This is a genomic window from Paraburkholderia sp. BL23I1N1, assembly GCF_003610295.1.
Classification (GTDB): domain Bacteria; phylum Pseudomonadota; class Gammaproteobacteria; order Burkholderiales; family Burkholderiaceae; genus Paraburkholderia.
In genome coordinates this window covers 503,394-529,599 of sequence record NZ_RAPV01000002.1, presented here as the reverse complement: position 1 = coordinate 529,599, position 26,206 = coordinate 503,394, and the positions used below count along the sequence as shown (strand labels likewise).

Sequence of the window (26,206 nt, the reverse complement as noted above, 5' to 3'; positions counted from 1 at the left end):
AGCTGCCGGCGCCTTTCAATTGAGAATGGATATCATTACACAATTAGGACATTTGCTCAATCGCAACACGCGGTATCCGCTTGACATCCAGGCGGCGCAATCCGACTCTAGCTGGCGATCCCGTCAACGTTGCCGTTCCGGATACCTGACTGCCATGCGCCTCGCCTCCTGGGTCTGTCTTGCTTCTCTCGGCTGGCTTGCGTGCACCCACGCCGCGAGCGCGAGTATCGCCGCCAAACTGGACGATCCCTATACCAACGAAGGCGAAACGCAAACCTTCACCGTCAACGCCGACGGCTCCTTCTCGAAGCTCGATTCAATGACGCTGCGCGTGAACAACGAAGCAGGCGTCGCGCGGGTGGCGCAGCAATACGTCTGGTTCAACCGCAATATGGCGGACGTGCAGATCCTCGAGGCGTACACCATCACCGCCGACGGCGTGCGTCACGACGTGCAGCCCGATCAGATCCGCGACGTGCAGGAAGCCCGCTCGTTCGACGCGCCGATGTTCCAGGACATCCAGGAAAAGGTGATCGTGTTCCCCGCGGTCGAGCCCGGCGCGCGCGTGCACCTCACCTATCGCAAGACGCAAAAGCAGCCGATCGTGCCCGGCGAGTTCAGCGACTTCACGCCGCCCGATCTCGCGCCGACCCACAACTTTCACCTCATCTACGACCTGCCCGCGGACAAACCGCTTTATGCCGATGCGCGCGGCTTCACCACGCTGCAACCGGTCACGCGCGACGGCCGCACCCGCTACGAATATCATTACGACAAGGCGCATTTCAGCCGGCTCGAGCACGGCTCGATCGCGTACGTATCGTATGGCGACCGGCTGATGGTCTCGACCTTTCGGGACTACGCCGCTTTCGCCGCGAGCTACAGGTCGTCCAGCGCCGACCCAAGCGTGCGCGAGCCCGCCGTCACGCGTCTCGCGCAAAACCTCACCGCGCGCGACCACACCCCGCACGATAAAGCCAGGACGCTGTACGACTGGGTACGCCGCAACGTCCGCTATGTGGCGATCTATGTCGGGCGCGGCTCGGTGGTCCCGCACAGCGCAAGCGCGATCCTCGCGAAACCGTTACGGCGACTGCAAGGATCACGTCGCGCTATATGGCGCGCTGCTCGACGCAGTCGGCATTCGCAATGAGCCGGCCTTGATCAGCAGCGGCTCGATCTATACGCTGCCCAGCGTGCCGGGCTACGGCGTCATCAATCACGCCATCACGTGGCTGCCGGATTTGCAGCAATACGCCGACTCGACGGCGTCGAATGTCGAATTCGGTTTTCTGCCGTCGTCCGATATGAACCGGCCCACCGTACTCGTGAATCAGGGCGTGCTCGCGCAAACGCCGGCCACCGAATTGACGACGCGCAGCAGCGACCTGTCGATCAAGGTCGAACCGGACGGCTCGGCGAGCTTCACGTATCGACTGGAGGCATCGGGCGCCACAGCCGAACAGGCGCGCACGATGTTGCGCACGCAGACGCCCGCGCAACGTGAGGACTCGATCCAGGCGGAACTGCGCAGCGTCAACCTGCGCGGCACCGCCACGCTGACCACCAGCGACCTCGGCGTGACCGACGGCCCGTTGACGATCACGATGAAAGGCTCGTTCGAAAGTCTCGTGGTGCCGGGCGCGGCGGCATCGATTCCGGCACTTACGAGTCTGGCCGGCGGCTTCGAAGCGGACACCCGCTACTGGCTCGGCGAACGGCAGCGCACGCAGCCGTTCATCTGCCACAACCTGAAGCTGCATGAACGCGCGCGCATTGAATTGCCCGCGAATTTCCACGTGCTCGAAATGCCGGAGGCGAAACGAACCCAGGACCGCTTCGTCGATTTTCAGTCGCAGTACGCGTTCGACCCGCTCAGCAACGTGGTGACGATGACGCGCGACGGCGCCACCCATTTCGACAGCGACGTCTGCACGCCCGACGACTTCGTGCAGATGCGTCCCGCGATCGAAGCGATCGGGCGCGACGTGCGCGCCGAGGTGATTGTCAAATCGACGCTGGTGGAATCGTCGAGCGTGGCGTCGCAGGCGCCGTAGAAACGCACACGCTCAAACCGGCCAGAGCGGCCCTTCGTGCATCGCGCCGAGCTGCTCGCGCAACTCGAGGATGCGGTCTTCCCAATAGCGCTGCGTGTTGAACCACGGGAACGCCGCCGGAAATGCCGGGTCGTCCCAGCGGCGCGCGAGCCACGCCTGGTAGTGAATCAGCCGCAGCGTGCGCAATGCCTCGACGAGATACAGTTCGCGCGGCTCGAAGTCGCAGAAGTCTTCATAACCGGCGAGCAGATCGGCGAGCGCACGTGAAGCCTCGACACGCTCGCCCGGCAGCAACAGCCACAAATCCTGCACTGCCGGACCCATGCGGCTATCGTCGAAGTCGACGAAATGCGGGCCCGCGTCGGTCCACAATACATTGCTCGGATGACAATCGCCGTGCATTCGCAGCATGCGAATCTCGCCGGCACGCTCGAACGCGCGTTCAACGCCTTCAAGCGCGAGATTCACCACGGTTTCCCACGCGGCACGCACGTCGTCAGGCACGAAACGATGCGACAGCAGGAAATCGCGCGGCTCGTAGCCGAACGTATTGATGTCGAGCGTGGGACGTTCGGTGTAGTTCTGCGTTTGCCCAACCGCATGGATGCGGCCGATAAAACGCCCGAGCCATTCGAGCGTATCGCGCCGGTCCAGATCGGGCGCGCGGCCACCGCGGCGTTCGAAGATCGCGAAACGGAAACCGTCGAAGGTATGCAGCGTGCGGCCTTCGAAAACTCGCGCGGGCACCGCCGGAATTTCGCGCGCGGCGAGATCGGCGACAAAGGCGTGTTCTTCGAGAATGGCGGCGTCGGTCCAGCGCTCGGGACGGTAGAACTTGGCGACCACCGGCGGACCATCTTCCACGCCCACCTGGTACACGCGGTTCTCGTAGCTGTTGAGCGGCAGCATGCGGCCGTCGGTGTACACACCGACGCTGCTGAGCACGCTGTCGAGCGCGTCGAGCACGATTTCCGGCTTGAGCCGGGCGAAAGGAACAGCGCAATCGGCGCCGTCCTGCAGGTCGAGGTTGTCGTCGTTCATGTCCGCATTGTGCGCCGCGCCGCCGTCAAAGACGAGGGCGCCGGCTCACCTTGCGCTTGCCTACCACCTGCAACGACATGAATCGGACTCAAACCAGCGTCAATGTACCTGCGCGCTCGCCGGGCGTACCTGCTCGCCCGTATCGATCAGATCTTCAAGGAAAAAGGGTTCAGTGTTCAGATGCTCTGACGTACCGGGCTCGCCGGCATACCAGGCCACCATGGCCATGTCGCCGAGAATGCGCATGACAATCCCGCGTGCGCCTTGCGGCACGGCGATATGCACCGATCGGACAATGGAACCGATTTGCATGATGTTTCCCCGTTTCTCCTATAGCCGGCTTTATGGTTTCCGCGCCGGTCAAGGTGATGATAAAAGCGCCGCTTCGCCAATAACGTTGCGTACGCACCCAATCTGCTGCGCGTAAGACGCGTGAGAGGTTCGAGTCATTGTTCCCGATGTGCGGGGCCATGGAAAGTGCGAACTCGGGGCTGTTCACCCGTCGTTTCGCCCTATTCCCATTACAGCTTGCCGGGCCGATGATCTGGGCGTAAAGCGTCGTAACGAGTCCATCATAAACCCTGCCGGGGTGATATATCAAAATCATGCACCGCCAGAACGATCTGCTTGATCCGCCCATCGTATCCGCCGCCCAGCACGGCGGTATGTGCCATGGCCGCTGTTCGTGCCGCGCCGGCAGCGCCGGCTTTCGTCGACCTAACTAGTCATGTGGATCGTTCGGCTGGCGCTGCGGCGCCCTTATACATTCGTCGTGCTGGCCCTGCTTTTGCTGATCGTCGGTCCGCTGACAATCCTGCGTACGCCGACCGACATTTTCCCAAATATCGACATTCCGGTGCTGTCGGTAATCTGGTCGTACAACGGCTTGCCGGCCGACGAAATAGAAAAGCGCATCGTGCTCAACTACGAGCGCGGGCTGTCGGTGGCGGTCAACGATATCGAACACACCGAGTCGACCTCGCTGAATGGCATCGCGGTGGTCAAGATTTTCTTTCAGCCGCACGCGAATATCGATGAAGCGCTCGCCGAAGTCACCGCGCTGTCACAAGCGCAATTGCGCTCGCTGCCGCCGGGCATCAACCCGCCGTTCATCCTGCGCTACAACGCCTCGACGGTGCCGATCCTGCGCCTCGCGCTGTCGTCCGCTTCGCTCACCGAGCAGGAGCTATACGACTTCGGCAACAACTTCCTGAAGACGCAGCTCGCCACCGTGCCCGGCGCCTCCGCGCCATTGCCTTACGGCGGCAAGCAGCGGCAAATCATGGTCGATATCGATTCGCGCAGGCTGCAGGAGCGCAATCTGTCGCCAATGGACGTGGTCAACGCCGTCACCGCGCAGAATCTGATCCTGCCCTCGGGCACCGCGAAAATCGGTTCGACGGAATATTCGGTGGAACTGAACGGCAGTCCGGATTCGCTCGCCGGGCTCAATAACATTCCGATCAAATCCACTGCTAACGGCACTGTCTATATCCGCGACGTCGCTCATGTGCGCGACGGCTTCCAGCCGCAAACCAACATCGTGCGCGTGAACGGCCAGCGCGCCGCCTTGCTGACCATCAACAAAAGCGGCAACACGTCCACGCTCGAAATCGTGGACCGCATCAAGACGATGATGCCCACGCTGCGCAATCTCGTGCCCGCTTCGCTGAATATCGATCCGGTCGCCGATCAGTCGTTGTTCGTGCGCGCCTCCGTGCAGGGCGTGCTGCGCGAGGCGCTGATCGCCGCGTGTCTGACCGGCCTGATGATTCTGCTGTTTCTCGGCAACTGGCGCGCGACGCTGATCATCGCCGTGTCGATTCCACTGTCGATGATCACCTCGATCATCGCGCTGTCGATGCTCGGCGAAACCATCAACATCATGACGTTGGGCGGGCTCGCACTCGCGGTCGGCATCCTGGTCGACGACGCCACCGTCGCCATCGAAAACATCAGTCATCAGCTCGAACAGGGCAAGACCCTGGAGCAGGCGATTCTCGACGGCGCACACCAGATCGCCATTCCGACGCTGGTCTCGACGCTCTCCATCTGCATCGTATTCGTGCCGATGTTTCTGCTGACCGGCGTCGCGCACTATCTGTTCATTCCGCTCGCCGAAGCGGTCGTGTTCGCGATGCTGGCGTCCTACTTCTTCTCGCGTACGCTCGTGCCGACGCTCGCGAAGTATCTGCTCCGCTATCACCACACGCCGGCCGACCTCCATCACGCACCCGTGCAGACACGCAATCCGTTCATGCGCGTGCACTATTCCTTCGAACGCGGCTTCGCACGTTTTCGCGCGCGCTATCGCGTGTTTCTCGAAGCGCGGGTGGCACGGCCGGGACTGTTCGTGACGCTGTTTCTCGTCTGCTGTGGCGCGTCGATGTTGTTGATGCCGTTTCTCGGACGCGACTTTTTCCCGCAAGTCGATGCGGGCACGATCGCACTGCATCTGCGTGCCAAAACTGGCATGCGGGTCGAGGAGACCGCGGTGGTGACCGATCGCGTCGACACGCGGATTCGTCAGTTGATACCGGCGAGCGAGCTGCATTCGCTCATCGACAATATCGGCTTGCCGGTTTCGGGTATCAATCTGTCGTACAGCAACACCGGCACGATCGGCACCTCGGATTCGGACGTCCTCATCACGCTGAATCCCGATCATCATCCAAGCGCGAATTACGTGCGTACGCTGCGCCGAACGCTCACCGATGAATTCCCCGGCGTGCAGTTCGCTTTCTTGCCGGCGGATATCGTCAGTCAGACACTCAACTTCGGCTTGCCCTCGCCGATCGACATTCAGATCGTCGGGCGCGACGTAGCGGGCAATCGCGCCTTCGCCGCGCAATTGCTGAATCGACTGCGCACGGTGCCGGGTCTTGCCGACGCACGCGTCCAGCAGCCCGCCGATTTGCCGCGCATCTTTATCGACGTGGACCGCACGCGCGCCCAGCAAGCGGGCTTCTCGCAACGCGACATTGCAAGCGACCTGCTGATTACGCTGTCCGGCAGCCAGCAAACCACACCGACGTTCTGGCTCAATCCGCACAACGGCGTCAGCTACAACGTGATCACGGAAGCGCCGCAATACACGATCGATTCGCTGCAATCGCTCGCGAACATTCCGCTGAATGCCAACGGCCGCAGCAATATCCTCGGCTCGCTCGCCACGATGAAACGCGAAGCCGGCAACGCGGTGCTCACGCACTACAACGCGCAAACCACCATCGACATTTTCGGCACCGCCGACGGCCGCGATCTCGGCGGCGTCTCCGACGACATCAACAAGATCATCGCGGACGCCAAAGCCGATCTTCCCAAAAGCTCGACCCTCATCGTGCGCGGCCAGGTGCAGACGATGAACGAATCGTTCTCGGGTCTGTTCGCCGGTTTGGTATTTGCGATCCTGCTGGTGTATCTGCTGATCGTAGTGAATTTCCAGTCGTGGCTCGATCCCTTCATCATCATCACGGCGCTGCCGGGCGCGCTGGCGGGCATCGTGTGGATGCTGTTTCTCACGCACACTACGCTGTCGATTCCGGCGCTGACCGGCGCGATCATGTGTATCGGCATCGCCACCGCGAATTCAATTCTCGTGATCAGCTTCGCACGCGAACAGTTGCTCGAGCACGGCGACGCGACGCGCGCGGCGATCGATGCAGGCTTCACGCGTTTCCGTCCGGTGCTGATGACAGCGCTCGCGATGGTGATCGGCATGGTGCCGATGGCGGTCGGTCTGGGCGAAGGCGGTGAGCAGAATGCGCCGCTCGGGCGCGCGGTGATCGGCGGTTTGACGGTCGGCACGCTGGCCACGCTGATCTTCGTGCCCGTCGTGTTTTCGATGATCTACCGGCGGCTCGCGGCGCGGCGTCAGCGTGCGGCCGAACACGTGGTGCAAAAGCCATGACCTATAGCGCGACACACGCCACACGAAGCATAAGAGGCGGCTTTGACCGCCCAGGCATTCTGATATGGGAAGCTTGATGGAAGGAAAACGTCCAGACGGATCCGACGCCACGCTCGATGCTGCGAAGAGCAAGCGCACGCGCTGGGTGATCGTGGTGGCGGCCGTGGTGATCGTCGGTCTCACGGCACAAGGCATCTGGTCGCGTCATGACGCGCATGCTGCACTCGAACGCGACGCCGAGCATGCCAGCCAGACGAGTGTCGAAGTCGTGCGCCCGCAAAAGTCGACCGCGGGGCTCGACCTCGTGCTGCCCGGCAACGTGCAGGCATTTCTCGACACGCCGATTTACGCCCGCACCAACGGCTATCTGAGGAAGTGGTATGCGGACATCGGCGCGCACGTCAAGAATGGCCAGTTGCTCGCGGAAATCGACACACCCGAAGTGGACGATCAACTGCGCGCCGCCCGCGCGGACCTGGCGAATGCCGACGCCAATTATGCGCTCGCGAAAAGTACAGCCGATCGCTGGACTGAAATGCTAAGAAGCAAATCGGTCTCGAAGCAGGAGACCGACGAGAAGGTCGGCGACATGCTCGCGAAGAAAGGCACGCTGGACGCCGCGCGCTTCAACGTGGCGCGCCTCGAGAAAACGCAATCGTTCCAGAAGGTCTACGCGCCGTTCGACGGCACGGTGACGGCGCGCAATGTCGATGTGGGTGCGCTGATCGATGCGGGCAGTTCCGGCGGACCGGCCAAGGAACTGTTCCACGTCGTGCAGGCGGACAGATTGCGCGTGTACGTGAACGTGCCGCAGGCCTACGCGCAGCAGGTCCGCGCACAGCAAACGGCGTTTCTGACATTGACGGAAACGCCGTCTAAACATTATCCGGGAGCCGTGGCGCGCACTTCGGGCGCCGTCGATCCGCAACAACGGACCATGCTTGTCGAAGTCGATGTCGACAATCGCAGCGGCGATCTGCTGCCGGGCGCCTACGCGCAAGTGCATTTCGCTTTGGGCGCGGGCGCAGCGCCGTTCACGCTGCCCGGCAACGCGCTTCTGTTCCGGCCGGATGGCGTGAGAGTCGCCACCGTGGATCCACAGCACAAGGTGAAACTGCTGCCGGTTTCGCTCGGCACGGACTTCGGCACACGCGTGGCAATCGCATCCGGTTTGCACGGCGACGAGCAGGTGATTCTGAATCCGCAGGATTCGATCGTGGACGGCGCGCCGGTGCGAATCGTGCCGGGCAAAGCGGGCGCGACTGCGGAAGCTAGTGCAGGTGGTGCATCGTGAACACGCCCGTCTGCGCCGCTCGTGCCGCTCGCGTCGCACTACTTGCCGCGGCGTTCGCCGGCACGCTCACGGCCTGCACCGTAGGCCCCGACTACGTCAGGCCACCGGCTGTCACCGCTGCGACCTACAAGGAACTCGAAGGCACCGGCTGGAAGCCCGCGCAACCCGCCGACACCCTCGCGCGCGGCGCATGGTGGAGCGTCTATGCGGACCCGTCGCTCGACATGCTCGAGCAGCAGGTCGCGAGCGCGAACCAGAACGTGCAGGCCGCCGAGGCGCGCTTTCGCGCCGCTCGCGCGACGGTCGCGCAATATCGCTCGAACTTCTTCCCTCTCGTCACGGCGAACGGCGATTATTCACGCGCGAGGACATCGGAGAATGTGCTGCACAAATCGACCGCGGGTCTCGCGCTGAACGATTACCTCGTGCAAGCCGACGCTTCGTGGGAACCCGACTTGTGGGGCCGCGTGTCGCGCAGCGTGGAAGGCGCGAAAGCCGAGGCACAGGCGAGCGCTGCTGACACGCAGGGCGCGCTCCTCTCGATGCAGGCCGAACTGGCGACCGACTACTTCGAACTCCGCGGCTACGATCAGGAACGCCAACTTCTCGACGACACCATCAAGGCCTACAAGGAAGCGCTCGATCTCACCCAACACCGCTACGCCGGCGGCATCGCCACCGACGCCGATGTTGCACAGGCGGAGACACAGTTGAAAACCACTCAGGCGCAGGCGCTCGACCTCGGCGTGCAGCGCGCGCAGCTCGAACACGCGATCGCGATCCTGACCGGCCAAACACCCTCAACATTTTCCCTGCCGGTTGCGCCGCTCACCGCCGTGCCGGTGGTCGCGGCGGCCGGTGTGCCTTCGGCCTTGCTCGAGCGACGACCCGACATCGCGTCGGCAGAGCGGCACGTCGCCGATATGAACGCGCAGATCGGCGTGGCGCAGGCGGCATTCTTTCCGAACCTGATCTTGTCAGTGACGGGCGGGCTCGAAGCGACCAACTACAGCCAATGGCTGCTGGCGCCGAGCCGTCTGTGGTCGCTCGGGCCGACACTGGCGGGCACGTTGCTCGACTTCGGCGGACGGGCGTCGCTAAAAGAGCAAGCCCGCGCGCACTACGACGAAAGCGTCGCGCAATACCGCCAAACGGTGCTGACCGCGTTCGGCCAGGTGGAAGACAACCTCGCCGCATTGCGCGTGCTCGAACAGGAAGCCGCCGCGCAGGACGACGCGGTGGCCGCCGCCCAGCGCTCGCTGGCGGTCGTGTCGAACCGCTATAAGAACGGTGCGATCACGTATCTCGACGTCGTGGTTGCGCAGACCACCGCGCTCGCCAACGAACGCAGTGCAGTGTCGATCGCGCGCCGTCGTATGGCGGCGAGCGTCGCGTTGATCAAGGCATTGGGGGGCGGTTGGGACGTATCAGCCTTGCCGACCGACGAACAGATCGTGCATCCCGCTGCGCCCGCGAGCGACGCGGTGGCGCACGGTTAGCGGTTGGCCTCGCTGCGCGTCTCGCGCACCCGCCCAGATTTTTCAGCGTATCCTTAACTCCTTTGAGTACTTTTCGCGCCCCAAGGAGATTTTTTCGTGACCGCATCGCCGGAATCCCACCGGACTGCTACTTCGGCCGTTCCTGCTTCTTCTGCTTCGTCTGCTTCTCCCACCTCCGTTGCCGCGCCTGACGTGCCCAACATCCCCTATCTCGAACGCGGCACACGTGCCTATTGGCGCGCCAGCATCGCGCTGCTGTTCGCCGGCTACGCCACCTTCTCGCTGCTGTATTGCGTCCAACCTCTGCTGCCCGCTTTCTCCACGGCGTTCGGCGTGACGCCGGCACAGAGCAGCTTGTCGCTCTCGCTGACGACAGCCGCGCTTGCGCTCGCCATCTTCGTGGCCGGCTTGGTGTCGGAAGGCTGGAGCCGTCACAAGCTGATGACCGCGTCGCTCACGCTGTCGGCGCTATTGACGATCGGTGTCTCGATCGCGCCGCATTGGCATCAATTGCTCGTGTTGCGCACACTCGAAGGCCTCGCGCTCGGTGGCGTGCCCGCGGTTGCGATGGCGTACCTCGCCGAAGAAGTGCACCCCGACGGACTGGGTCTCGCGATAGGGCTATACGTCGGCGGCACGGCGATCGGCGGGATGGCGGGGCGCGTGATTACCGGCGTCGTCGCGGATCTGTTTTCGTGGCGCGTGGCTATCGGCACGATCGGCGTGCTCGGCATTCTCTCGATGCTCGCGTTTCGCGCGCTGCTGCCGCCGTCGCGCCATTTCGTGCCGCGTCGCGGGCTCGGCTTTGGCCATCACCGCGCTGCGCTGTTGAAGCAATTCACGCGGCCCGGCTTGCCTCTGCTGTTTCTGCTCGGCTTCGTGCTGATGGGCAGCTTCGTCACGCTCTACAACTACATCGGTTACCGGCTGCTCGCGCCGCCCTACCTGTTGAGTCAAACGGAGATCGGCGCGATTTTCGTCGTCTATCTGACGGGTGTGGTCGCCTCTCCGTGGTCGGGGCGCATGGCAGACACCTTCGGTCGGGCGCGCGTCCTGACCGGCAGCCTCCTGCTGATGGCGCTCGGACTCGCCCTCACGATGTTCCATCCGATCACGACCATTGCAATCGGGATTGCATGCGTGACGTTCGGTTTCTTCGCCGGACACTCGGTGGCGAGCGGCTGGGTCGGACGCCTCGCCAAAGAAGCCAAGGGGCAGGCGGCCGCGCTATATCTGCTCGCGTATTACATCGGCTCGAGCGTGGTGGGCTCTTATGGCGGCCATGTATGGGCCGGGTATGGCTGGAACGGTGTTGCCGGGTTGGTGGGCGCGCTGCTCGTCATTGGCATCGTTGCGGCCACGCGCTTGCGTCAGCGCGAACAATCCGCTGGGCATTGAACCAGCTCAAAAAGTAAGGGCCGCGTAAGCAAATACTTCACTATTTACGGTGTTTTTGCTGCGACGCGACAATCACGGCGGCCCTTGCAGCACTGGGTTCTGCAGGTTGCGAAGATGCGCTGCAGCGCCGCAAAGCGTTGTTATGCTGTTCTAACCGTCGCCTATACTCGAATCGAGCGTTGGCAGTGCATGACTCCAGAAATAGAGCCACTGCCCTCGCAGGTACTAGATAAGGAGACGGGTATGACGACCTACTTCACGATCGGCGATTTCATCCTGGTTATTCCGATGGCGTTGGCCGGCGCTTTGTTTGTCGGCGCGCTGCCCTGCAAGACGGAGTTGCGTCACAACGCATTGCGCGTGCTCGGCGCCTTGATCGGCGTAGTGTTCGCGGTCGTGCTGGTCGAAGGCTTGCCTGCGCTAGTTTAGCGGGGCCTGGCGAAGACAGCCTGGACGCTTCGCCGATGGTTCGGTCGACTGAACGCAGTCGCTTCGGCCGCTGTGCGGGAAGCGTGTGCACTTGATTTGCATCGGTAAAGAAAGCCGCCTCACGGGCGGCTTTCCTTGTTTCTACAACCTGAAACGCCGTGCGATCAGATCGCCTGATCCGTCGACGGCTTTTCCCACAGATTAATGCCGCCTTCCGTCGCGTAGCGGTCGATCTCCGCCAGCTCTTCCTTCGAGAACGCGAGATTCTTCAGCGCGCCGACGTTCTCACGCACCTGTTCCGCCCGGCTTGCGCCGATCAGCACGGAGGTGATGCGCGGATCGCGCAGCGCCCAGGCGAGCGCCATCTGCGCGAGGCTTTGTCCGCGACGCTGCGCGATGTCGTTGAGCTTGCGCACGTGTTCGATGTTTTGCGGGCTCAGATGCTCCTGCTTCAACGAACCGCCGCCCGGCTTGTTGACGCGCGCGTCTTCGGGCACGCCGTTCAGATACTTGCCGGTGAGCAGGCCCTGCGCGAGCGGCGTGAACGCGATGGCGCCCGCGCCGACTTTTTCGAGCGTGTCGAGCAGCTCGTGTTCGATCCAGCGGTTGAGCATGTTGTATGCCGGCTGATGGATCAGCAGCGGCACCTTGTACTCGGCGAGCAGCTTCGCCATTTCAAGCGTCTTGGTTGCCGAGTACGACGAAATACCGATGTACAGCGCCTTGCCCTGCTGCACGGCGCTCGCCAACGCACCGGCGGTTTCTTCGAGCGGCGTATCGGCGTCGAAACGATGCGAATAGAAAATATCGACGTAGTCGAGGCCCATGCGCTGCAGGCTCTGATCGAGACTCGCGAGTACATATTTACGCGAGCCGCCGCCCTGCCCGTACGGACCCGGCCACATATCCCAACCCGCTTTCGACGAGATCAAGAGTTCGTCGCGATACGGCTTGAAGTCGTCTTTGAAGAGCCGGCCAAAATTGGTTTCGGCACTACCGTACGGGGGACCGTAGTTGTTGGCGAGGTCGAAGTGCGTGATGCCCAGGTCGAAGGCTGTGCGCAGGATATCGCGCTGCGTGGAGATCGGCGTGGTGTCGCCGAAGTTGTGCCACAGGCCCAGCGACAACGCCGGCAGTTTGAGACCCGACTTCCCGCAGACGCGGTATTGCATGTCCGAATAGCGTCCTGAAGCTGCTTCGTAAGCCATTGCTAGTGTCCTTGATGTTGAAGGCGCCCGGCGATCACGGGCGGGGGGAAATCATCACGTACTGCGGGAGGCGCGCAGGTTTTATGTTCAGGCGTGGGTGAGACCAGACCGTTATGGTAGCCAATCGCCGTGCTGCCTGCAGAGGCCCACTATGCGGGATAGACGATTGCTGACGGCTCCCCTACACTTTGGCCGATCAAGGCTTAGAAAGGGGCAGGTTCATGACGAAGGCGATTTCAATCGCGCTGATTGTCGGCGGTATCGTGTTGTTGTATTTCGGCGGGCAGGCGTTCAACTCGGTCAGCAGCGAGGTGTCTCGCGTGTTTACCGGGTCTCCGACCAATAAGGCAATCATGCTGATCGTGGGCGGCGTTATCGCCACGATTGCCGGCCTGACCGGCGTAGCCCTTTCCGGGCGCAAGCGATAAAGCGTTGTGTGCCTGCGCGGCGCGAGACTAAAGAAGATGTGCGCCGCACGGGCAAAAAAACCTAAAAGGCAATTTCAGGCTTGGCCGCCGAGCGGGATCCCGGCAGGGGCACATTGCTCGCCCCGTGATAGGTAAACACCAAAGAAAATTTCACCTGATCGCTGATGTTCTTGCCAGCGGAATGCAACGTGTTGCAATGAAAGAACACCACGTCCCCGGCGTTGAGCTCGGGCGAAACCGCAGTGCGAATCAACGCCTGATTCTCTTCAAGATCGGAGCGGAAAAACTTGGCCTCGTCGAACCGGTCGGAAGTGAAGGCCGCGCTATGCGACTTCGGCACCAGCCACAATGCTCCGTTATCGACCGTCTCCGACCCGACCGCGAGCCACACCGAGACCAGGTCATCACGCTCGAACGACCAATACCTCACGTCACGATGCCAGCCAGTCAAGCTGCCATAAGCAGGGTGCTTGGTCATCATGCAATTGTGATGCGCCCGCGATAAGCGCGGCTCCTCGCCGAAGTACAACTCCATCCAGCCGCGAATTTCCGGCGCGGTCGCCCAATGGGCAAAATGCGGATGGCGCCCGTACGCATCCAGCAAGCGGCGAACCGTATGGCCGCCCGGCGCATGCTTGGATTCCGGCGCGCCCGGATAGCGCAAATCCGCTTCGAACTCGATCGGCGCCGCCGCTTCCTGCAACTGCCGCTCCGCAATCTGCTTCAGCTCGGCGCAACGCTCGGGCGACACCAATCCCGGCACAACGACAAATCCTTGCTCCCGCAACGTTTGAATCTGTTCTTTCTTCGAGTGAAGTGACATGGTGTTCCGTTACTTTCGACTGACCGATGCTCGATTGTAAAACGGGCGCGATCGGACTGTGCGCAGTTTCGCCTGTCGGGAAGCCGGGGTCTTACGCACTACTTTCACGCGAAATGGCGGTTTGCATGGCACGCTGTCAGGGCAAGCACGCACGAAAATCGACCGCAAAGGGCGCGACCCCGCAAATGTGCGCATCGTACTTATCCGTAAAAACCCGCATTCGCAGGGTAAAAACGGACTTTCTGACGTCATGAATCGCGTGTAGCCTGCACACATGTTGATCGCTACTCCCCGCACTTCTGTGGCGCGCACGCGCCGCTGTGACCGGCCCCTACGCCGTCCTCCGTGCCCTTTTCCACCGAATTCCGGGCTTTCGCGCCGTCCATCGCGACACCGTCATTGGCACATTTGGTGCTCTTTATGGCGGACACCCCCGTCGCGCGACACGTTGCCTACTTGTGAAGCCATGCATACTCTCCTGAGCACCCGTCTTACCCGCGCCGCCTTGAAAGCGGCGCGTCCGGCGCGCCGCCATGTCGTGCGCGCGCTGCGTCACCATGCCACGCGCACTCGCGCATTAGGCGAACAATGGCGCGAAGCCAAAGCGGTGGATGGCATTCGCACGTGGTTCCACACTTTCTTCTCCGCGCTGCGCCTGCAAGGCAGTTCGCGCCGTTTTTTCGCTGCGCACGCTGCTGCGCAAACCGACGCCGCTGCGCCTCTCCGCACCGCGCAATATACCGGTCGCAGCGCCGCAAAGCACGAGCCGCCGGCCGCGCCGTATGTCGACGAACGGCAGCACCGGCTGGTTTGCGTTCGCGTTTGCGAGCCGCTGATCCAGCGTCTTCGAAGGTCATAAAAAAACCCCGCTCGGCTCGCGCCGCCGGCGGGGTTTTTTGCTGAAGCGGACTGTGCGCTGATTAAGCGAGCGCGGCGACCGGTTCCGTGCCAGCGGCTTCGGCCAGCACCAGCGCCTTGTCCGTGGCTTCCCACGTGAATTCCGGCTCTTCGCGGCCGAAGTGACCGTAGGCCGCGCTCTTCTCGTAGATCGGGCGCAGCAGGTCGAGCATCTGGATGATGCCCTTCGGACGCAGGTCGAAATGCTCCAGCACCAGCTTCGTGATGACTGCATCCGATACGCGGCCCGTGCCGAACGTGTTGACCATCACCGAAGTCGGTTGGGCAACGCCGATCGCGTACGACACCTGAATCAGGCAGCGCGACGCCAAACCGGCAGCCACGATGTTCTTCGCGACATAACGGCCGGCATACGCTGCCGAACGGTCGACCTTCGACGGATCCTTGCCCGAGAATGCGCCGCCGCCGTGCGGCGCCGCGCCGCCGTACGTATCGACGATGATCTTGCGGCCTGTCAGACCGCAATCGCCTTGCGGGCCGCCGATCACGAACCGGCCGGTCGGGTTCACCAGGAACTTGATGTCGCCCTTGATCAGCTCAGCCGGCAGCGTCGGCTTGATGACTTCTTCGATCACGGCTTCGCGCAGCACCGCGAGATCGATGTCCGGCGAATGTTGCGTGGACAGCACCACGGTGTCGATCGCATGCGGCTTGCCGTCGACATAACGCACGGTGACCTGCGACTTCGCATCCGGACGCAGCCACGGCAAACGGCCGTCGCGACGCAGATTCGCCTGGCGCTCCACCAGACGGTGCGACAGGTGGATCGGCAGCGGCATCAGTTCCGGCGTTTCTTCGCACGCGTAACCGAACATCAGGCCCTGGTCCCCAGCGCCTTGATCGAGGTTGTTGTCGTGCGCACGGTCCACGCCCTGGGCGATGTCCGGCGATTGCTTGTCGTACGCCACCAACACCGCGCAGCCGCGGTAGTCGATACCGTAATCGGTGTTGTCGTAGCCGATGCGCTTGATCGTATTGCGCGCGACCTGGATGTAATCGACGTTCGCGGTGGTGGTGATTTCACCGGCCAGCACGACGAGCCCGGTGTTGCACAGCGTTTCTGCTGCAACACGCGAGTACTTGTCTTGATCCAGGATGGCGTCGAGGATGGCGTCCGAGATCTGATCCGCGACTTTGTCGGGATGGCCTTCGGACACGGATTCGGAAGTGAAGAGATAATCGTTTGCCACGTTGCAGACTCCTGTTGAGTGGTTACGGTTGAGTTTCACGTAGCCAGCTTCGGGAGCCTTGAAGCGGCGACGCTTTAGCGGATTACCTTGATGGCTGGGGCTTTCCAATGGATCGCACCCGCCAGCTTCGCCCCGCAAGTTGTCTATTAACTCGGCGAAGCCCTTATTATAGCGACTTCTTTTGATTGTCACAGAGTGATCACCCGTGCTGTATTTCGACCCGTCCTCAGATTTCTTGAGCAAAGCGTCGCTCGACGCCCTAAACGGAGGGGCGGCATGCTGAGTCGCCTTGGCGCCCATCTGGCCATTGGACTGCTGAAATTTCTGGCATTGTTGCCATACGGTTTCGTTGCGCGACTAGGCGACGGGCTGGGCTGGCTGCTCTATCAGATCCCCAGCAACCGCAAGCGCATCGTCCACATCAATCTGAGCTTGTGTTTCCCGGAGTGGAGCGCCCAGCACCGCGAAGAGATCGCGCAGAAGCATTTCCGCCACGCGATCCGCAGCTACGTTGAGCGCAGCGTGCAGTGGTTCGGCTCTGCCAGCAAGCTGGAGAAACTCGTGCAGGTGGATAGCGAGATCGATCTGCTGGATCCTGACATGCCGCCCACCCTGTTGCTCGGCGCACATTTCGTCGGCATCGAAGCGGGCTCGGTGTTCATCAATCACGCGCTGCACCGGCAGTGCGGAGCGCTTTACCAGCCGATGTCCAACACGGTGCTCGACGACGTGGCGATAGCTGCGCGCGGCCGCTTCGGCGCGGACATGGCAAGCCGCGCCGACAGCGCGCGCATCGTGCTGCGCTGGTTGCGCGACCACAAGCCGGTCATGCTCGGCGCCGACATGGACTATGGCGAGCGCAATTCCACCTTTGTGCCGTTTTTCGGCGTTCCGGCCTGCACGCTGACCGCCGTGGCGCGTCTTGCGAAGGTCGGGAACGCGCAGGTCGTGCCGTTCATCGGCGAGGTGCTGCCGAACTACAAAGGCTACCGGCTGAAGGTCTTCAAGCCGTGGGACAACTACCCCACTGGCGACGACGACGCCGACGCGCGCCGCATGAACGCCTTCCTCGAAGAGCAGATTCCGTTGATCCCCGAGCAGTACTACTGGGTGCACAAGCGCTTCAAGACCCGTCCGCCGGGCGAGCCCAGCGTCTACTGAGCGATCCTGGAAAAAAGCGCCAGAATGCGGAAATAGAGTGGCAACTACGTGGCAAATAAAGTGGCAAATGAGGCCGCGTTCGGCCCACCTGCAGGCGCGTCACTTACAATAGCGTGATGAAACTGAAATTCACCAAAATGCACGGCGCGGGTAACGACTTCGTCGTGCTCGACGGCTACACCCAACCGGTCAACCTGACGCCGGCGCAGGTGCGCGCGCTCGCGGACCGGCATTTCGGCGTCGGCGCCGACCAGTTGCTGCTGGTCGAAAAGCCCACCGTGGAGGGCGTCGATTTCAGATATCGCATCTTCAATTGCGACGGCGGCGAGGTCGAGCACTGCGGCAACGGCGCGCGCTGCTTCGTGAAGTTCGTGCGCGACACCGGCCTGACCGACAGGCGCAGCGTGCGCGTGCAAGTGCAGAACGGCACCCTCCTGCTGACCATGCAGGACAACGGCGAAGTGCTGGTCGACATGGGCGCCCCCGTGTTCGAACCGGAGCGCGTACCGTTCGCCACCAAGGGCATCGAAGGCCGCCGCGAGGGTGCTGACACGCTCTGGCCGCTCGACGTGAACGGTGTGACGCGCTGGATTTCGGTGGTGTCCATGGGCAATCCGCACGCGGTGCAAGTGGTCGACGACGTCGAAGATTTTCCGGTGCTCGTCGAAGGCCCGGTGATCGAGCGGCATGCACGCTTCCCGCAGCGAGTAAACGCGGGCTTCATGCAGATCGTCGGCCGTAGCGAGATCAAGCTGCGGGTCTACGAACGCGGCGCCGGTGAAACGCTGGCGTGCGGCACGGGCGCGTGCGCGGCAGTCGCAGCCGGCATTCGCCGCGGGCTGCTGGATGCGCCGGTGCTGGTGCACACGCACGGCGGCGAGCTGACCATCACGTGTGACAGCACGCAAGAAGGCGCGCCGCTGCTCATGGCCGGTCCTGCGGCAACCGTCTTCGAAGGCGAGATCGAACTGGCCGACTGAGTCGCGCTGGCGAAGTACACAACGCAGTACCCGAATTAGCGGCCGAGCGATCGGCCGAGGAAGTACCCGACACATGGCCTCAAATAGGCCGATGAAGCAGCCAATTAAGCAGCCGATGAAAAGCCGGACCAAGCGGCTCTTTCACCGGCTGACCGATGCGCCGCCCGAAGGCGTCGTCCCGTAGTCCTTTAGCCGAAACCATGAACGATCGCGAAGTCGCCGAATATCTGCTCGCCAACCCCGATTTCTTCGCCGAACACGCGGAAATGCTCGCGACGATCCGGCTTGCGAACCCGCACGGCAAAGCCGCGGTGTCGCTGCAGGAACGGCAGATGGAAATGCTGCGCGACAAGAACAAGCATCTCGAACGGCGTCTGGCCGAGCTGCTGCGCTACGGTCACGAAAACGACAGCATAGCCTCGAAGTTCAATCGCTGGACCATCCGCGTGATGGCCGAGCGCGATCCGTACGCGCTGCCGCGCACGATCGCCACCGGTTTGCGGGAAATTTTCGACGTGCCGCAAGCGGCGCTGCGCGTATGGGACGTCTCCGAACCGTATTCGCAGGCCGAGTTCGCGCGCCACGTCGGCGAGGAAGTGCGAATCTTCGCGAATAGCCTCACCACCCCGTACTGTGGCGCGAACACCGGCTTCGAAGCGGCGCAGTGGCTGGCGCCGGCGGTGTCGGCTGTGAGCGAGGATGGGGCCACAGGCGGTGCGAGCGAGTCCGCGCACGCCACCGAATCGATTGCGCTGCTCGCGCTGCGCGACCCGGAAGGCAATGAAGAAGCGCCCACCTTCGGCCTGCTGGTCATGGGTTCGGCCGACGCACGCCGCTTCCACGACGGCATGGCCACCGATTTCCTGACGCAGATCGGCGCGTTGGCGAGCGCGGCGCTGAGCCGTCTGCTGCCGCGCTGAGCCACCGATCCCGCTAAAGGCCATCGTGACCGAAGCCGACCTGATCGCCGCCTATCTGTCGAATCTCGAGCACGAGCGGCGACTGTCGGCGCATACGCTGCGCGGCTACACCCACGAACTCGAGGAGCTCAAGCTGCTGGCCAAAGGCCGGCCGCTCGAAAGCCTCACCGCTGTCGACATCCGCGGCGCGGTTTCGCGGGCGCACGCCGGCGGCCTGACGGCGCGCTCGATCAGTCATCGGCTGTCGTGCTGGCGGGCGTTTTACCGCTGGTTCGCGGGCCGCGTCGATCTGCCGGCCAATCCGGTCGCCACCGTGCGGGCGCCCAAGCAGGCCAAAGCCCTGCCCAAAGCGCTTTCCGTCGACGACGCCACGCGCCTGATGGAAAGCCCGCCCGCTGCGACGCCCGAAGGTTTGCGCGACCACGCGATGCTGGAGCTGTTCTACTCGTCGGGCCTGCGCCTGTCCGAACTGGTCGGCCTCGACGCCCGTTTTGCCGATGCCGACGGCTACCGCTCCGCGGGCTGGCTCAAGCTCGACTCCGCCGAAGTCGAAGTGCTCGGCAAAGGCAACCGGCGCCGTATCGTGCCGGTCGGCCGCAAAGCGATTGACGCCTTGAACGCGTGGCTCGCGGTGCGCGACCAGATGGTCAGGCAGGACCCGCATCCGCTGTTTCTTTCGGCGCGCGGCAATCGGCTGTCGCCGAATGTCGTGCGTGACCGTGTGAAGCGCGCGGCGCTGGTCGCCGGCATTCCCGCCAACGTGCATCCGCACGTGCTGCGGCATTCGTTCGCCACCCACGTGCTGCAGTCGAGCGGCGATCTGCGGGCCGTGCAGGAACTGCTCGGGCACGCCAGCATCACCGCCACGCAGGTCTACACCGCGCTCGATTTCCAGCATCTCGCGCACGTCTACGATCAGGCGCATCCGCGCGCCAAAAAACGCGACTGACTCCGCTCCTTGCTTGTTGCGGCTTGCGGTCTCCGCCTTCGCTTCACCTGCCGTGTGCCTCTTTGTCCACGCGGCCAACTGCTCCTGCTGACACCCTGATGAATATCGTTACGCTCAAACCGTCGAAAGAAAAATCGCTGCTGCGCCGCCACCCGTGGGTCTATGCCAACGCGATCGATCGCGTCGACGGCAATCCCGCTCCCGGCGTGACCGTGCTGGTGCGCGCGCACGACGGCCGTTTCCTCGCGCGTGCAGCCTACAGCCCGCATTCGCAGATTCGCGCGCGCGTGTGGAGCTTCGACGAAGCCGAGCCGATCGATCACGCGTTCTTCAAGCGCCGTGTGCAGCGCGCGCTCGCCCATCGTCAAACGATGGTGCACAACACCGGCGCCGTCCGGTTGATTTTCGGCGAGGCGGACGGCCTGCCGGGCCTGATCGTCGATCACTACGTCGCCGAGGACGAGGGCCAGCGGAGCCAGCTGGTGTGCCAGTTCATGGCGACGGGCGTCGAAGCGTGGAAGGAGGCGATCGTCGCCGCGCTGGTCGACGCGACCGGCTGCCCGAACGTCTACGAGCGCTCGGACGTGTCGATCCGCCAGAAAGAAGGGCTCGAACAGATCACGGGCGTGCTGGCAGGCGATGCGCCGTCAGAAGCGCTGATCGCGAGCGAAAACGGCGTGCGCTATCACGTCGACGTGCGCAACGGCCACAAAACCGGCTTTTACGTCGACCAGCGCGACAACCGCCTGCTGGTGCAGGAACTGGCGAAAGATCGCGAGGTGCTGAACTGCTTCTGCTACACCGGCGGTTTTTCGCTGGCGGCATTGAAAGGCGGAGCAAAGCGCGTGGTGTCGATCGATTCGTCGGGCGACGCACTTGCGATCGGCCAACAGAACGTGGCTGCCAACGGTTTCGACGCCGAGCGCGCCACCTGGCTCGATGCCGACGCGTTCAAAACCCTGCGCCGCCTCTACGACGAAGGCGAACGCTTCGACCTGGTCGTGCTCGATCCGCCGAAATTCGCGCCGTCGCGTGAGCACGTGGACCGCGCCTCGCGCGCCTATAAGGACATCAACCTGACCGGCATGAAGCTGTTGCGCCCGGGCGGCCTGCTGTTCACCTACTCGTGCTCCGGCGCGATCGACTCCGAACTGTTTCAGAAGATCGTGTCCGGCGCGGCGGCCGATGCCCGCGTCGATGCGCGGATTCTCAAGCGCCTCGGCGCCGGGGTCGATCACCCGCTGCTCACGGCATTCCCCGAAGGCGAATACCTGAAGGGCCTGCTGTTGCAAATTGCCTGATCGCCCATAGCTTCAGGGTTATTTCCCGCGCGCCGCGAAAGGGGTTCGCCTCCGCCGCCAGCGCCGGCTCGGCAGATATGTTTCAATATCCGGCTAGATCGGGTCGCGCGCCGTCAGGCTGCCGCGCCCGGCAAGCCGGATTCGCAGACGCATTCGCTGCAGATCCCGCGCGGTGCATTGGCGCTGTAAATTCGCGCTGCATATTCAGATTACGCACAGACTCACGTACATACAGGCGACCAACATGATCCCAGTCACCATCCTGACCGGCTTTCTCGGCAGCGGCAAAACCACCCTGCTCAAGCGCATCCTGAACGAAAAGCACGGCATGAAGATCGCCGTGATCGAGAACGAGTTCGGCGAAGAGAACATCGATAACGAAATCCTCGTGCAGGATACGAGCGAGCAGATCATCCAGATGAGCAACGGCTGCATCTGCTGCACGATTCGCGGCGATCTGTCGCGCGTGCTGGGCGATCTGGCGGCGAAGAAGCAGTCCGGCGAACTGGATTTCGACCGTGTCGTGATCGAAACCACCGGTCTCGCCAATCCGGGCCCCGTCGCGCAGACGTTCTTCATGGACGACCAGATCGCCAACGAATTCCTGCTCGACGCGATCATCACGCTGGTCGACGCGAAGCACGCCAATCATCAACTCGACGAGCATGAAGTGGTGCAGCGCCAGGTCGGCTTCGCCGATCGCCTGTTCATCACCAAGTCCGATACGGTCGACGAACAGCACGTGGACGATCTGCGTCACCGTCTGTTGCACATGAATCCGCGAGCGGCGATCAAGATCGTCAATTTCGGTGAAGCGGACATTAAGGAAATCTTCGACCTGCGTGGCTTCAACCTGAATTCGAAGCTCGAAATCGACCCGGACTTCCTTGCTGAAGACGAACACGCGCACAGCCACGCTCACGCGCATGACGAGCACGGCCACACCCATGCCGATCACGACGGTCACGACCACGAAAACTGCGATCACGACCACGGCAAGTGCGACCACGAAGGCCACGACCACGCGCATCACCATCACGCGCACCATGACGACAAGATCAAATCGTTCGTCTACCGCAGCGACCGTCCCTTCGATCCGAACAAGCTCGAGGATTTCCTCGGCGGCATCCTGCAGATCTACGGCGAGCGCCTGCTGCGCTACAAGGGCGTGCTGTATATGAAGGGCGTCGACCGTAAGGTGGTATTCCAGGGCGTGCACCAGATGATGGGCAGCGACCTGGCAGCAAAATGGCAGCCGATCGAGAAGAAGACCAACAAGATGGTGTTCATCGGCATCGAACTGCCGCAGGACCTGATCACCGACGGCCTGGACGCCTGTCTGGCGTAAGCATAACGCCTGCCGCGCCGTGCAGGTGGCGTGGCACGCGGCATGCTGAAGCGCCCTGATGACGAGCGTGCGCCCCGCGGGCACCGAGGCAATTGTCTGCAGAATCCGCAGGGGTGCGGTCAAAAAGCCCGCTGAAATGTCGGTTGTGTGAAAAGCACGTGAAAACCCTGCTGTATTAAACCGTGCACGACCATCGCTTTTTGACCGTGCGCGCGTTATATTTTCGGGATATCAGTGCGCCGCCGGGGGATTTTTACCAGTTGCGGTGCTGGATTGTGATTCAGTTACAATACGTGCCCACTGGAGAATGACAACGAATTGCCCGGTCAGCGCGTATTGTGCGCCGGGCCTGAAACGGCGCCGGAAAATCTTGTCCGGAAATAACGCCGACAATGCCGGCTGGCACAGCCCGACAGGCGCGCTGCCGGCAAGCAATGCCTCAGGAGCAATTGAGAAGCGGTTTCCAGAGGAGTTCGGCCCCGCATAGGCGTAGCGACGCCCGGCGCGTGGGCGCAAGGCGCTTCGGCGTCACCGACAGCCCATCGTCCGTGCCCGCCCAGCGCTCAGCGTCCTCGTGGCGTCTTTGCGGGCAATACGAAAGTGCGGGCACTATGTAAGAGTTTTGCCTCACATTGAAGAAGCAAGCCAGATGACGACGAAACGACTCTTGACTGAAGCCGAAATCCTGAAGATGAGCGACAAGGATTACATGAATGAGGATCAGCTCGCTTTCTTCAAGAACAAGCTCGAACAGCTGCAGGCGGAAATTCTCCGCAATGCCGGCCAGACGACCGAGAACCTGCGCGAAACAGTAATCGTGCCGGACCCGGCCGACCGTGCAACGATCGAGGAAGAGCATGCGCTGGAACTGCGCACGCGCGACCGCGAGCGCAAGCTGCTGAAGAAGGTTCAGCAATCCCTCGCGCGCATCGATTCCGGCGATTACGGCTGGTGCGAAGAAACCGGCGAGCCGATCGGCATTCCGCGTCTGCTCGCACGGCCCACGGCCACCCTGTCGCTCGAAGCGCAGGAACGCCGCGAACTGCGCCAGAAGCTGTTCGGCGACTGAACGCCTGCGGCGCGGCTTCGGCTCCGCGCCCTTTTAAGCTGCTTCGTCGAGAGGCGCACGGTGATCTGTGCGCCTTTTTTCTTTTGTGTGGCCCTCCGCACAATCTTCGCATTGCCCTCCGCGCCGAATCCCGTGTTTTTGTCTTATGCCATTTGCCGGCTCTTGATATGACCGCGCACGCCCTAAAATAAGTCGGACATGCGTTGCACGAGCGCGCGCCAACCGGTTGATCGTTTCAGCGTTGCGCGCCGTCCGCTTTCAGGATTCCTGCGGTGGTGCTGCGCCACCGTGTCCTACCCGTTTTGCAAAGAGGAACGCATATGGAGCAATTTCACGGCACGACGATCGTTTCCGTGCGCCGCGGCGACAAGGTCGCGCTTGGCGGCGACGGCCAGGTTACGCTGGGCAACATCGTCATGAAAGGCGGTGCGAAGAAAGTCCGGCGCATCTATAACGGCAAGGTGCTGGTCGGCTTCGCCGGCGGCACGGCCGACGCGTTTTCGCTGCTCGACCGCTTCGAAGCGAAGCTGGAAAAACATCAGGGCAATCTGACTCGCGCCGCCGTCGAACTCGCCAAAGACTGGCGCACCGACCGCATGCTGCGCCGCCTCGAAGCCATGCTGATCGCCGCGGATGCCACCACGACCCTCGTCATTACCGGTAATGGCGACGTGCTCGATCCGGAAGGCGGTATCTGTGCGATCGGTTCGGGCGGCGCCTATGCGCAAGCCGCCGCCAAGGCGCTCGCTGACAACACCGAGATGTCGCCGCGCGAGATCGTGGAGAAGTCGCTGGAGATTGCCGGCGACATGTGCATCTATACGAACCATAACCGCGTCATCGAGACGATCGAGTAAGGACCCACGATGAGCACAATGACCCCTGCCGAGATCGTCTCGGAACTCGACAAGCACATCATCGGCCAAGGCCGCGCGAAGAAAGCCGTTGCCGTGGCGTTGCGCAACCGGTGGCGCCGTCAGCAGGTTGAAGACCCGCTGCGTCAGGAAATCACGCCGAAGAACATCTTGATGATCGGACCGACCGGCGTCGGCAAAACCGAAATCGCGCGGCGTCTGGCGAAACTGGCCGACGCACCGTTCATCAAGATCGAAGCCACCAAATTCACCGAAGTCGGCTACGTGGGCCGCGACGTCGATAGCATCGTGCGCGATCTGATGGAGATCTCAATCAAGCAGACGCGTGAAACAGAAATGCGCAAGGTGCGGACCAAGGCGGAAGATCAGGCCGAAGACCGCATCCTCGACATCCTCCTGCCGAGCGCGCGGCCGGTAGGTTTCGGTGCGAGCTCGAGCGCGACGGATACGGCCGACGAAGGCAGCACCACGCGTCAGACTTTCCGCAAGCGTCTGCGTGAAGGTCTGCTCGACGACAAGGAAATTGAACTCGACGTCGAACAGCCGCAAGTCGGCATGGACATCATGGGGCCGCCGGGCATGGAAGACATGACCGAGCAGATCCGTTCGATGTTCGCGAACATCGGCGGCGGCAAGAAAACACGCCGCAAGCTGAAGGTGAAGGAAGCGCTCAAGGTCATCACCGACGAAGAAGCCGGCAAGATGCTCAACGACGAAGAGGTGAAAACCAAGGCGGTGCAGAACGTCGAGCAGAACGGTATCGTGTTCCTCGACGAAATCGACAAGATCGCGTCGCGTAGTGAGGCAGGCGGCGGTGAAGTGTCGCGCCAGGGCGTGCAGCGCGATCTGCTGCCGCTCGTCGAAGGCACCACGATCAACACCAAGTACGGCATGGTGAAGACCGACCACATCCTGTTCATCGCGAGCGGCGCGTTTCATCTGGCCAAGCCGAGCGATCTGATTCCGGAACTGCAAGGCCGCTTCCCGATCCGGGTCGAACTGGATTCGCTGTCGGTGGGCGATTTCGAATCGATTCTGGTGTCGACCGACGCGAGCCTCGTCAAGCAATATCAGGCGCTGCTGGCTACGGAAGACGTGCACCTGGAATTCGCCGACGACGGCATTCGGCGTATGGCCGAAATCGCGTATTCGGTCAACGAGAAGACTGAAAACATTGGTGCACGCCGTCTGTATACGGTGATCGAAAAACTGCTCGAAGATGTTTCGTTCGCAGCCGGCAATCACTCGGGCAAGACGGTGCAGATCGACGCGGCGTATGTCGATCGCGCGCTGAACGAAGTGGCGGAAGACGAGGATCTGTCGCGCTACGTGTTGTGATGCTTGTGTCGGCGTCGGTGCTGGTGTCGATGCTAACGCCGCGCTAAAGCCGCGCGCCTCGCACACACCC

Annotated in this window: 20 protein-coding genes and 2 pseudogenes; 17 read left to right on the top strand and 5 right to left on the bottom strand. The window is 62.5% G+C overall.

From position 1 onward, the window contains the following. The first annotated feature begins 154 nt into the window (after positions 1 to 154). Positions 155 to 2,057, top strand: a pseudogene (locus B0G76_RS45030) (DUF3857 domain-containing transglutaminase family protein). Between the two features lie 12 nt (positions 2,058 to 2,069). Here B0G76_RS45030 and B0G76_RS35010 read toward each other — a convergent pair. Continuing rightward, on the bottom strand, positions 2,070 to 3,098 hold the full coding sequence (locus B0G76_RS35010; RefSeq protein ID WP_120297346.1) for a serine/threonine protein kinase: 1,029 nt from the start codon (positions 3,096 to 3,098) through the stop codon (positions 2,070 to 2,072). A gap of 99 nt (positions 3,099 to 3,197) precedes the next feature. Further along, on the bottom strand, positions 3,198 to 3,410 hold the full coding sequence (locus B0G76_RS35005) for a hypothetical protein (RefSeq protein WP_028197750.1): 213 nt from the start codon (positions 3,408 to 3,410) through the stop codon (positions 3,198 to 3,200). A 415-nt stretch (positions 3,411 to 3,825) separates the two neighbouring features. On the opposite strand from B0G76_RS35005, the gene B0G76_RS35000 reads away from it, so the two are divergent. The 5 genes from B0G76_RS35000 to B0G76_RS34980 all read left to right on the top strand — a co-directional run bounded on the left by B0G76_RS35000 (position 3,826) and on the right by B0G76_RS34980 (position 11,628). Continuing rightward, on the top strand, positions 3,826 to 7,008 hold the full coding sequence (locus B0G76_RS35000) for an efflux RND transporter permease subunit (RefSeq protein WP_120297345.1): 3,183 nt from the start codon (positions 3,826 to 3,828) through the stop codon (positions 7,006 to 7,008). Between the two features lie 76 nt (positions 7,009 to 7,084). Beyond that, on the top strand, positions 7,085 to 8,302 hold the full coding sequence (locus tag B0G76_RS34995) for an efflux RND transporter periplasmic adaptor subunit (RefSeq protein WP_120297344.1): 1,218 nt from the start codon (positions 7,085 to 7,087) through the stop codon (positions 8,300 to 8,302). Further along, entirely contained in the window at positions 8,299 to 9,801 is a 1,503-nt protein-coding gene (locus B0G76_RS34990) for an efflux transporter outer membrane subunit (RefSeq protein ID WP_259460914.1), read from the top strand. The genes B0G76_RS34995 and B0G76_RS34990 overlap by 4 nt, the downstream gene beginning before the upstream one ends. A gap of 96 nt (positions 9,802 to 9,897) precedes the next feature. Next, complete coding sequence (locus tag B0G76_RS34985; RefSeq protein WP_120297342.1) at positions 9,898 to 11,199, top strand: MFS transporter; 1,302 nt, start codon at positions 9,898 to 9,900, stop codon at positions 11,197 to 11,199. Positions 11,200 to 11,442: 243 nt separating this feature from the next. Beyond that, positions 11,443 to 11,628, top strand: coding sequence for a hypothetical protein (locus B0G76_RS34980; protein ID WP_120297341.1), 186 nt, complete (start codon positions 11,443 to 11,445; stop codon positions 11,626 to 11,628). A 164-nt stretch (positions 11,629 to 11,792) separates the two neighbouring features. Here the strand turns inward: B0G76_RS34980 and mgrA are convergent, their stop codons facing one another. Next, positions 11,793 to 12,836 (bottom strand): L-glyceraldehyde 3-phosphate reductase, encoded by a 1,044-nt coding sequence (mgrA, locus tag B0G76_RS34975; protein ID WP_120297340.1) that lies wholly within the window; start codon positions 12,834 to 12,836, stop codon positions 11,793 to 11,795. A gap of 221 nt (positions 12,837 to 13,057) precedes the next feature. Between mgrA and B0G76_RS34970 the strand changes: the two genes are divergently transcribed. Further along, on the top strand, positions 13,058 to 13,264 hold the full coding sequence (locus tag B0G76_RS34970) for a DUF3185 family protein (protein ID WP_120297339.1): 207 nt from the start codon (positions 13,058 to 13,060) through the stop codon (positions 13,262 to 13,264). A gap of 61 nt (positions 13,265 to 13,325) precedes the next feature. On the opposite strand, the gene B0G76_RS34965 is transcribed toward B0G76_RS34970, so the two are convergent. Continuing rightward, positions 13,326 to 14,087, bottom strand: a complete 762-nt coding sequence (locus tag B0G76_RS34965; protein WP_120297338.1) for a phytanoyl-CoA dioxygenase family protein — start codon at positions 14,085 to 14,087, stop codon at positions 13,326 to 13,328. Between the two features lie 466 nt (positions 14,088 to 14,553). Here B0G76_RS34965 and B0G76_RS34960 point away from each other — a divergent pair. Beyond that, positions 14,554 to 14,923 (top strand): annotated as a pseudogene (locus B0G76_RS34960) (hypothetical protein). Between the two features lie 84 nt (positions 14,924 to 15,007). Here B0G76_RS34960 and metK read toward each other — a convergent pair. Further along, positions 15,008 to 16,195, bottom strand: coding sequence for a methionine adenosyltransferase (metK, locus tag B0G76_RS34955; protein ID WP_120297337.1), 1,188 nt, complete (start codon positions 16,193 to 16,195; stop codon positions 15,008 to 15,010). A 276-nt stretch (positions 16,196 to 16,471) separates the two neighbouring features. Here metK and B0G76_RS34950 point away from each other — a divergent pair, with 276 nt between their 5' ends. The 9 genes from B0G76_RS34950 (at position 16,472) to hslU (ending at position 26,136) form a co-directional block, all read left to right on the top strand. Further along, positions 16,472 to 17,356, top strand: coding sequence for a lipid A biosynthesis lauroyl acyltransferase (locus tag B0G76_RS34950; protein ID WP_120297336.1), 885 nt, complete (start codon positions 16,472 to 16,474; stop codon positions 17,354 to 17,356). Between the two features lie 116 nt (positions 17,357 to 17,472). After that, complete coding sequence (dapF, locus tag B0G76_RS34945) at positions 17,473 to 18,336, top strand: diaminopimelate epimerase (protein WP_120297335.1); 864 nt, start codon at positions 17,473 to 17,475, stop codon at positions 18,334 to 18,336. A 200-nt stretch (positions 18,337 to 18,536) separates the two neighbouring features. Next, positions 18,537 to 19,256, top strand: coding sequence for a DUF484 family protein (locus B0G76_RS34940; RefSeq protein WP_120297334.1), 720 nt, complete (start codon positions 18,537 to 18,539; stop codon positions 19,254 to 19,256). 25 nt (positions 19,257 to 19,281) lie between these two features. Then, on the top strand, positions 19,282 to 20,205 hold the full coding sequence (xerC, locus tag B0G76_RS34935; protein WP_120297333.1) for a tyrosine recombinase XerC: 924 nt from the start codon (positions 19,282 to 19,284) through the stop codon (positions 20,203 to 20,205). Between the two features lie 98 nt (positions 20,206 to 20,303). Next, positions 20,304 to 21,506, top strand: coding sequence for a class I SAM-dependent rRNA methyltransferase (locus B0G76_RS34930; protein ID WP_120297332.1), 1,203 nt, complete (start codon positions 20,304 to 20,306; stop codon positions 21,504 to 21,506). 244 nt (positions 21,507 to 21,750) lie between these two features. Further along, positions 21,751 to 22,854: a GTP-binding protein gene (locus B0G76_RS34925; RefSeq protein ID WP_120298037.1), complete on the top strand. Its 1,104-nt coding sequence runs from the start codon at positions 21,751 to 21,753 to the stop codon at positions 22,852 to 22,854. 649 nt (positions 22,855 to 23,503) lie between these two features. Beyond that, on the top strand, positions 23,504 to 23,923 hold the full coding sequence (gene dksA, locus B0G76_RS34920) for an RNA polymerase-binding protein DksA (protein WP_006050516.1): 420 nt from the start codon (positions 23,504 to 23,506) through the stop codon (positions 23,921 to 23,923). Positions 23,924 to 24,243: 320 nt separating this feature from the next. Continuing rightward, positions 24,244 to 24,780 (top strand): ATP-dependent protease subunit HslV, encoded by a 537-nt coding sequence (gene hslV / locus B0G76_RS34915; protein ID WP_091797221.1) that lies wholly within the window; start codon positions 24,244 to 24,246, stop codon positions 24,778 to 24,780. A gap of 9 nt (positions 24,781 to 24,789) precedes the next feature. Then, positions 24,790 to 26,136 carry an ATP-dependent protease ATPase subunit HslU gene (gene hslU / locus B0G76_RS34910; protein ID WP_120297331.1) on the top strand — a complete coding sequence of 449 codons (1,347 nt, stop codon included), beginning with the start codon at positions 24,790 to 24,792 and terminating at the stop codon, positions 26,134 to 26,136. Positions 26,137 to 26,206 lie beyond the last annotated feature (70 nt).

What these genes read in the sequence shown, in the direction of transcription:
- B0G76_RS35010 (WP_120297346.1), bottom strand. Translation starts at nt 3,098, where the DNA reads ATGAACGACGACAACCTCGACCTGCAGGACGGCGCCGATTGCGCTGTT.
- B0G76_RS35005 (WP_028197750.1), bottom strand. Translation starts at nt 3,410, where the DNA reads ATGCAAATCGGTTCCATTGTCCGATCGGTGCATATCGCCGTGCCGCAA.
- B0G76_RS35000 (WP_120297345.1), top strand. Translation starts at nt 3,826, where the DNA reads ATGTGGATCGTTCGGCTGGCGCTGCGGCGCCCTTATACATTCGTCGTG.
- B0G76_RS34995 (WP_120297344.1), top strand. Translation starts at nt 7,085, where the DNA reads ATGGAAGGAAAACGTCCAGACGGATCCGACGCCACGCTCGATGCTGCG.
- B0G76_RS34980 (WP_120297341.1), top strand. Translation starts at nt 11,443, where the DNA reads ATGACGACCTACTTCACGATCGGCGATTTCATCCTGGTTATTCCGATG.
- mgrA (WP_120297340.1), bottom strand. Translation starts at nt 12,836, where the DNA reads ATGGCTTACGAAGCAGCTTCAGGACGCTATTCGGACATGCAATACCGC.
- B0G76_RS34970 (WP_120297339.1), top strand. Translation starts at nt 13,058, where the DNA reads ATGACGAAGGCGATTTCAATCGCGCTGATTGTCGGCGGTATCGTGTTG.
- B0G76_RS34965 (WP_120297338.1), bottom strand. Translation starts at nt 14,087, where the DNA reads ATGTCACTTCACTCGAAGAAAGAACAGATTCAAACGTTGCGGGAGCAA.
- B0G76_RS34950 (WP_120297336.1), top strand. Translation starts at nt 16,472, where the DNA reads ATGCTGAGTCGCCTTGGCGCCCATCTGGCCATTGGACTGCTGAAATTT.
- dapF (WP_120297335.1), top strand. Translation starts at nt 17,473, where the DNA reads ATGAAACTGAAATTCACCAAAATGCACGGCGCGGGTAACGACTTCGTC.
- B0G76_RS34940 (WP_120297334.1), top strand. Translation starts at nt 18,537, where the DNA reads ATGAACGATCGCGAAGTCGCCGAATATCTGCTCGCCAACCCCGATTTC.
- B0G76_RS34930 (WP_120297332.1), top strand. Translation starts at nt 20,304, where the DNA reads ATGAATATCGTTACGCTCAAACCGTCGAAAGAAAAATCGCTGCTGCGC.
- B0G76_RS34925 (WP_120298037.1), top strand. Translation starts at nt 21,751, where the DNA reads ATGATCCCAGTCACCATCCTGACCGGCTTTCTCGGCAGCGGCAAAACC.
- dksA (WP_006050516.1), top strand. Translation starts at nt 23,504, where the DNA reads ATGACGACGAAACGACTCTTGACTGAAGCCGAAATCCTGAAGATGAGC.
- hslV (WP_091797221.1), top strand. Translation starts at nt 24,244, where the DNA reads ATGGAGCAATTTCACGGCACGACGATCGTTTCCGTGCGCCGCGGCGAC.
- hslU (WP_120297331.1), top strand. Translation starts at nt 24,790, where the DNA reads ATGAGCACAATGACCCCTGCCGAGATCGTCTCGGAACTCGACAAGCAC.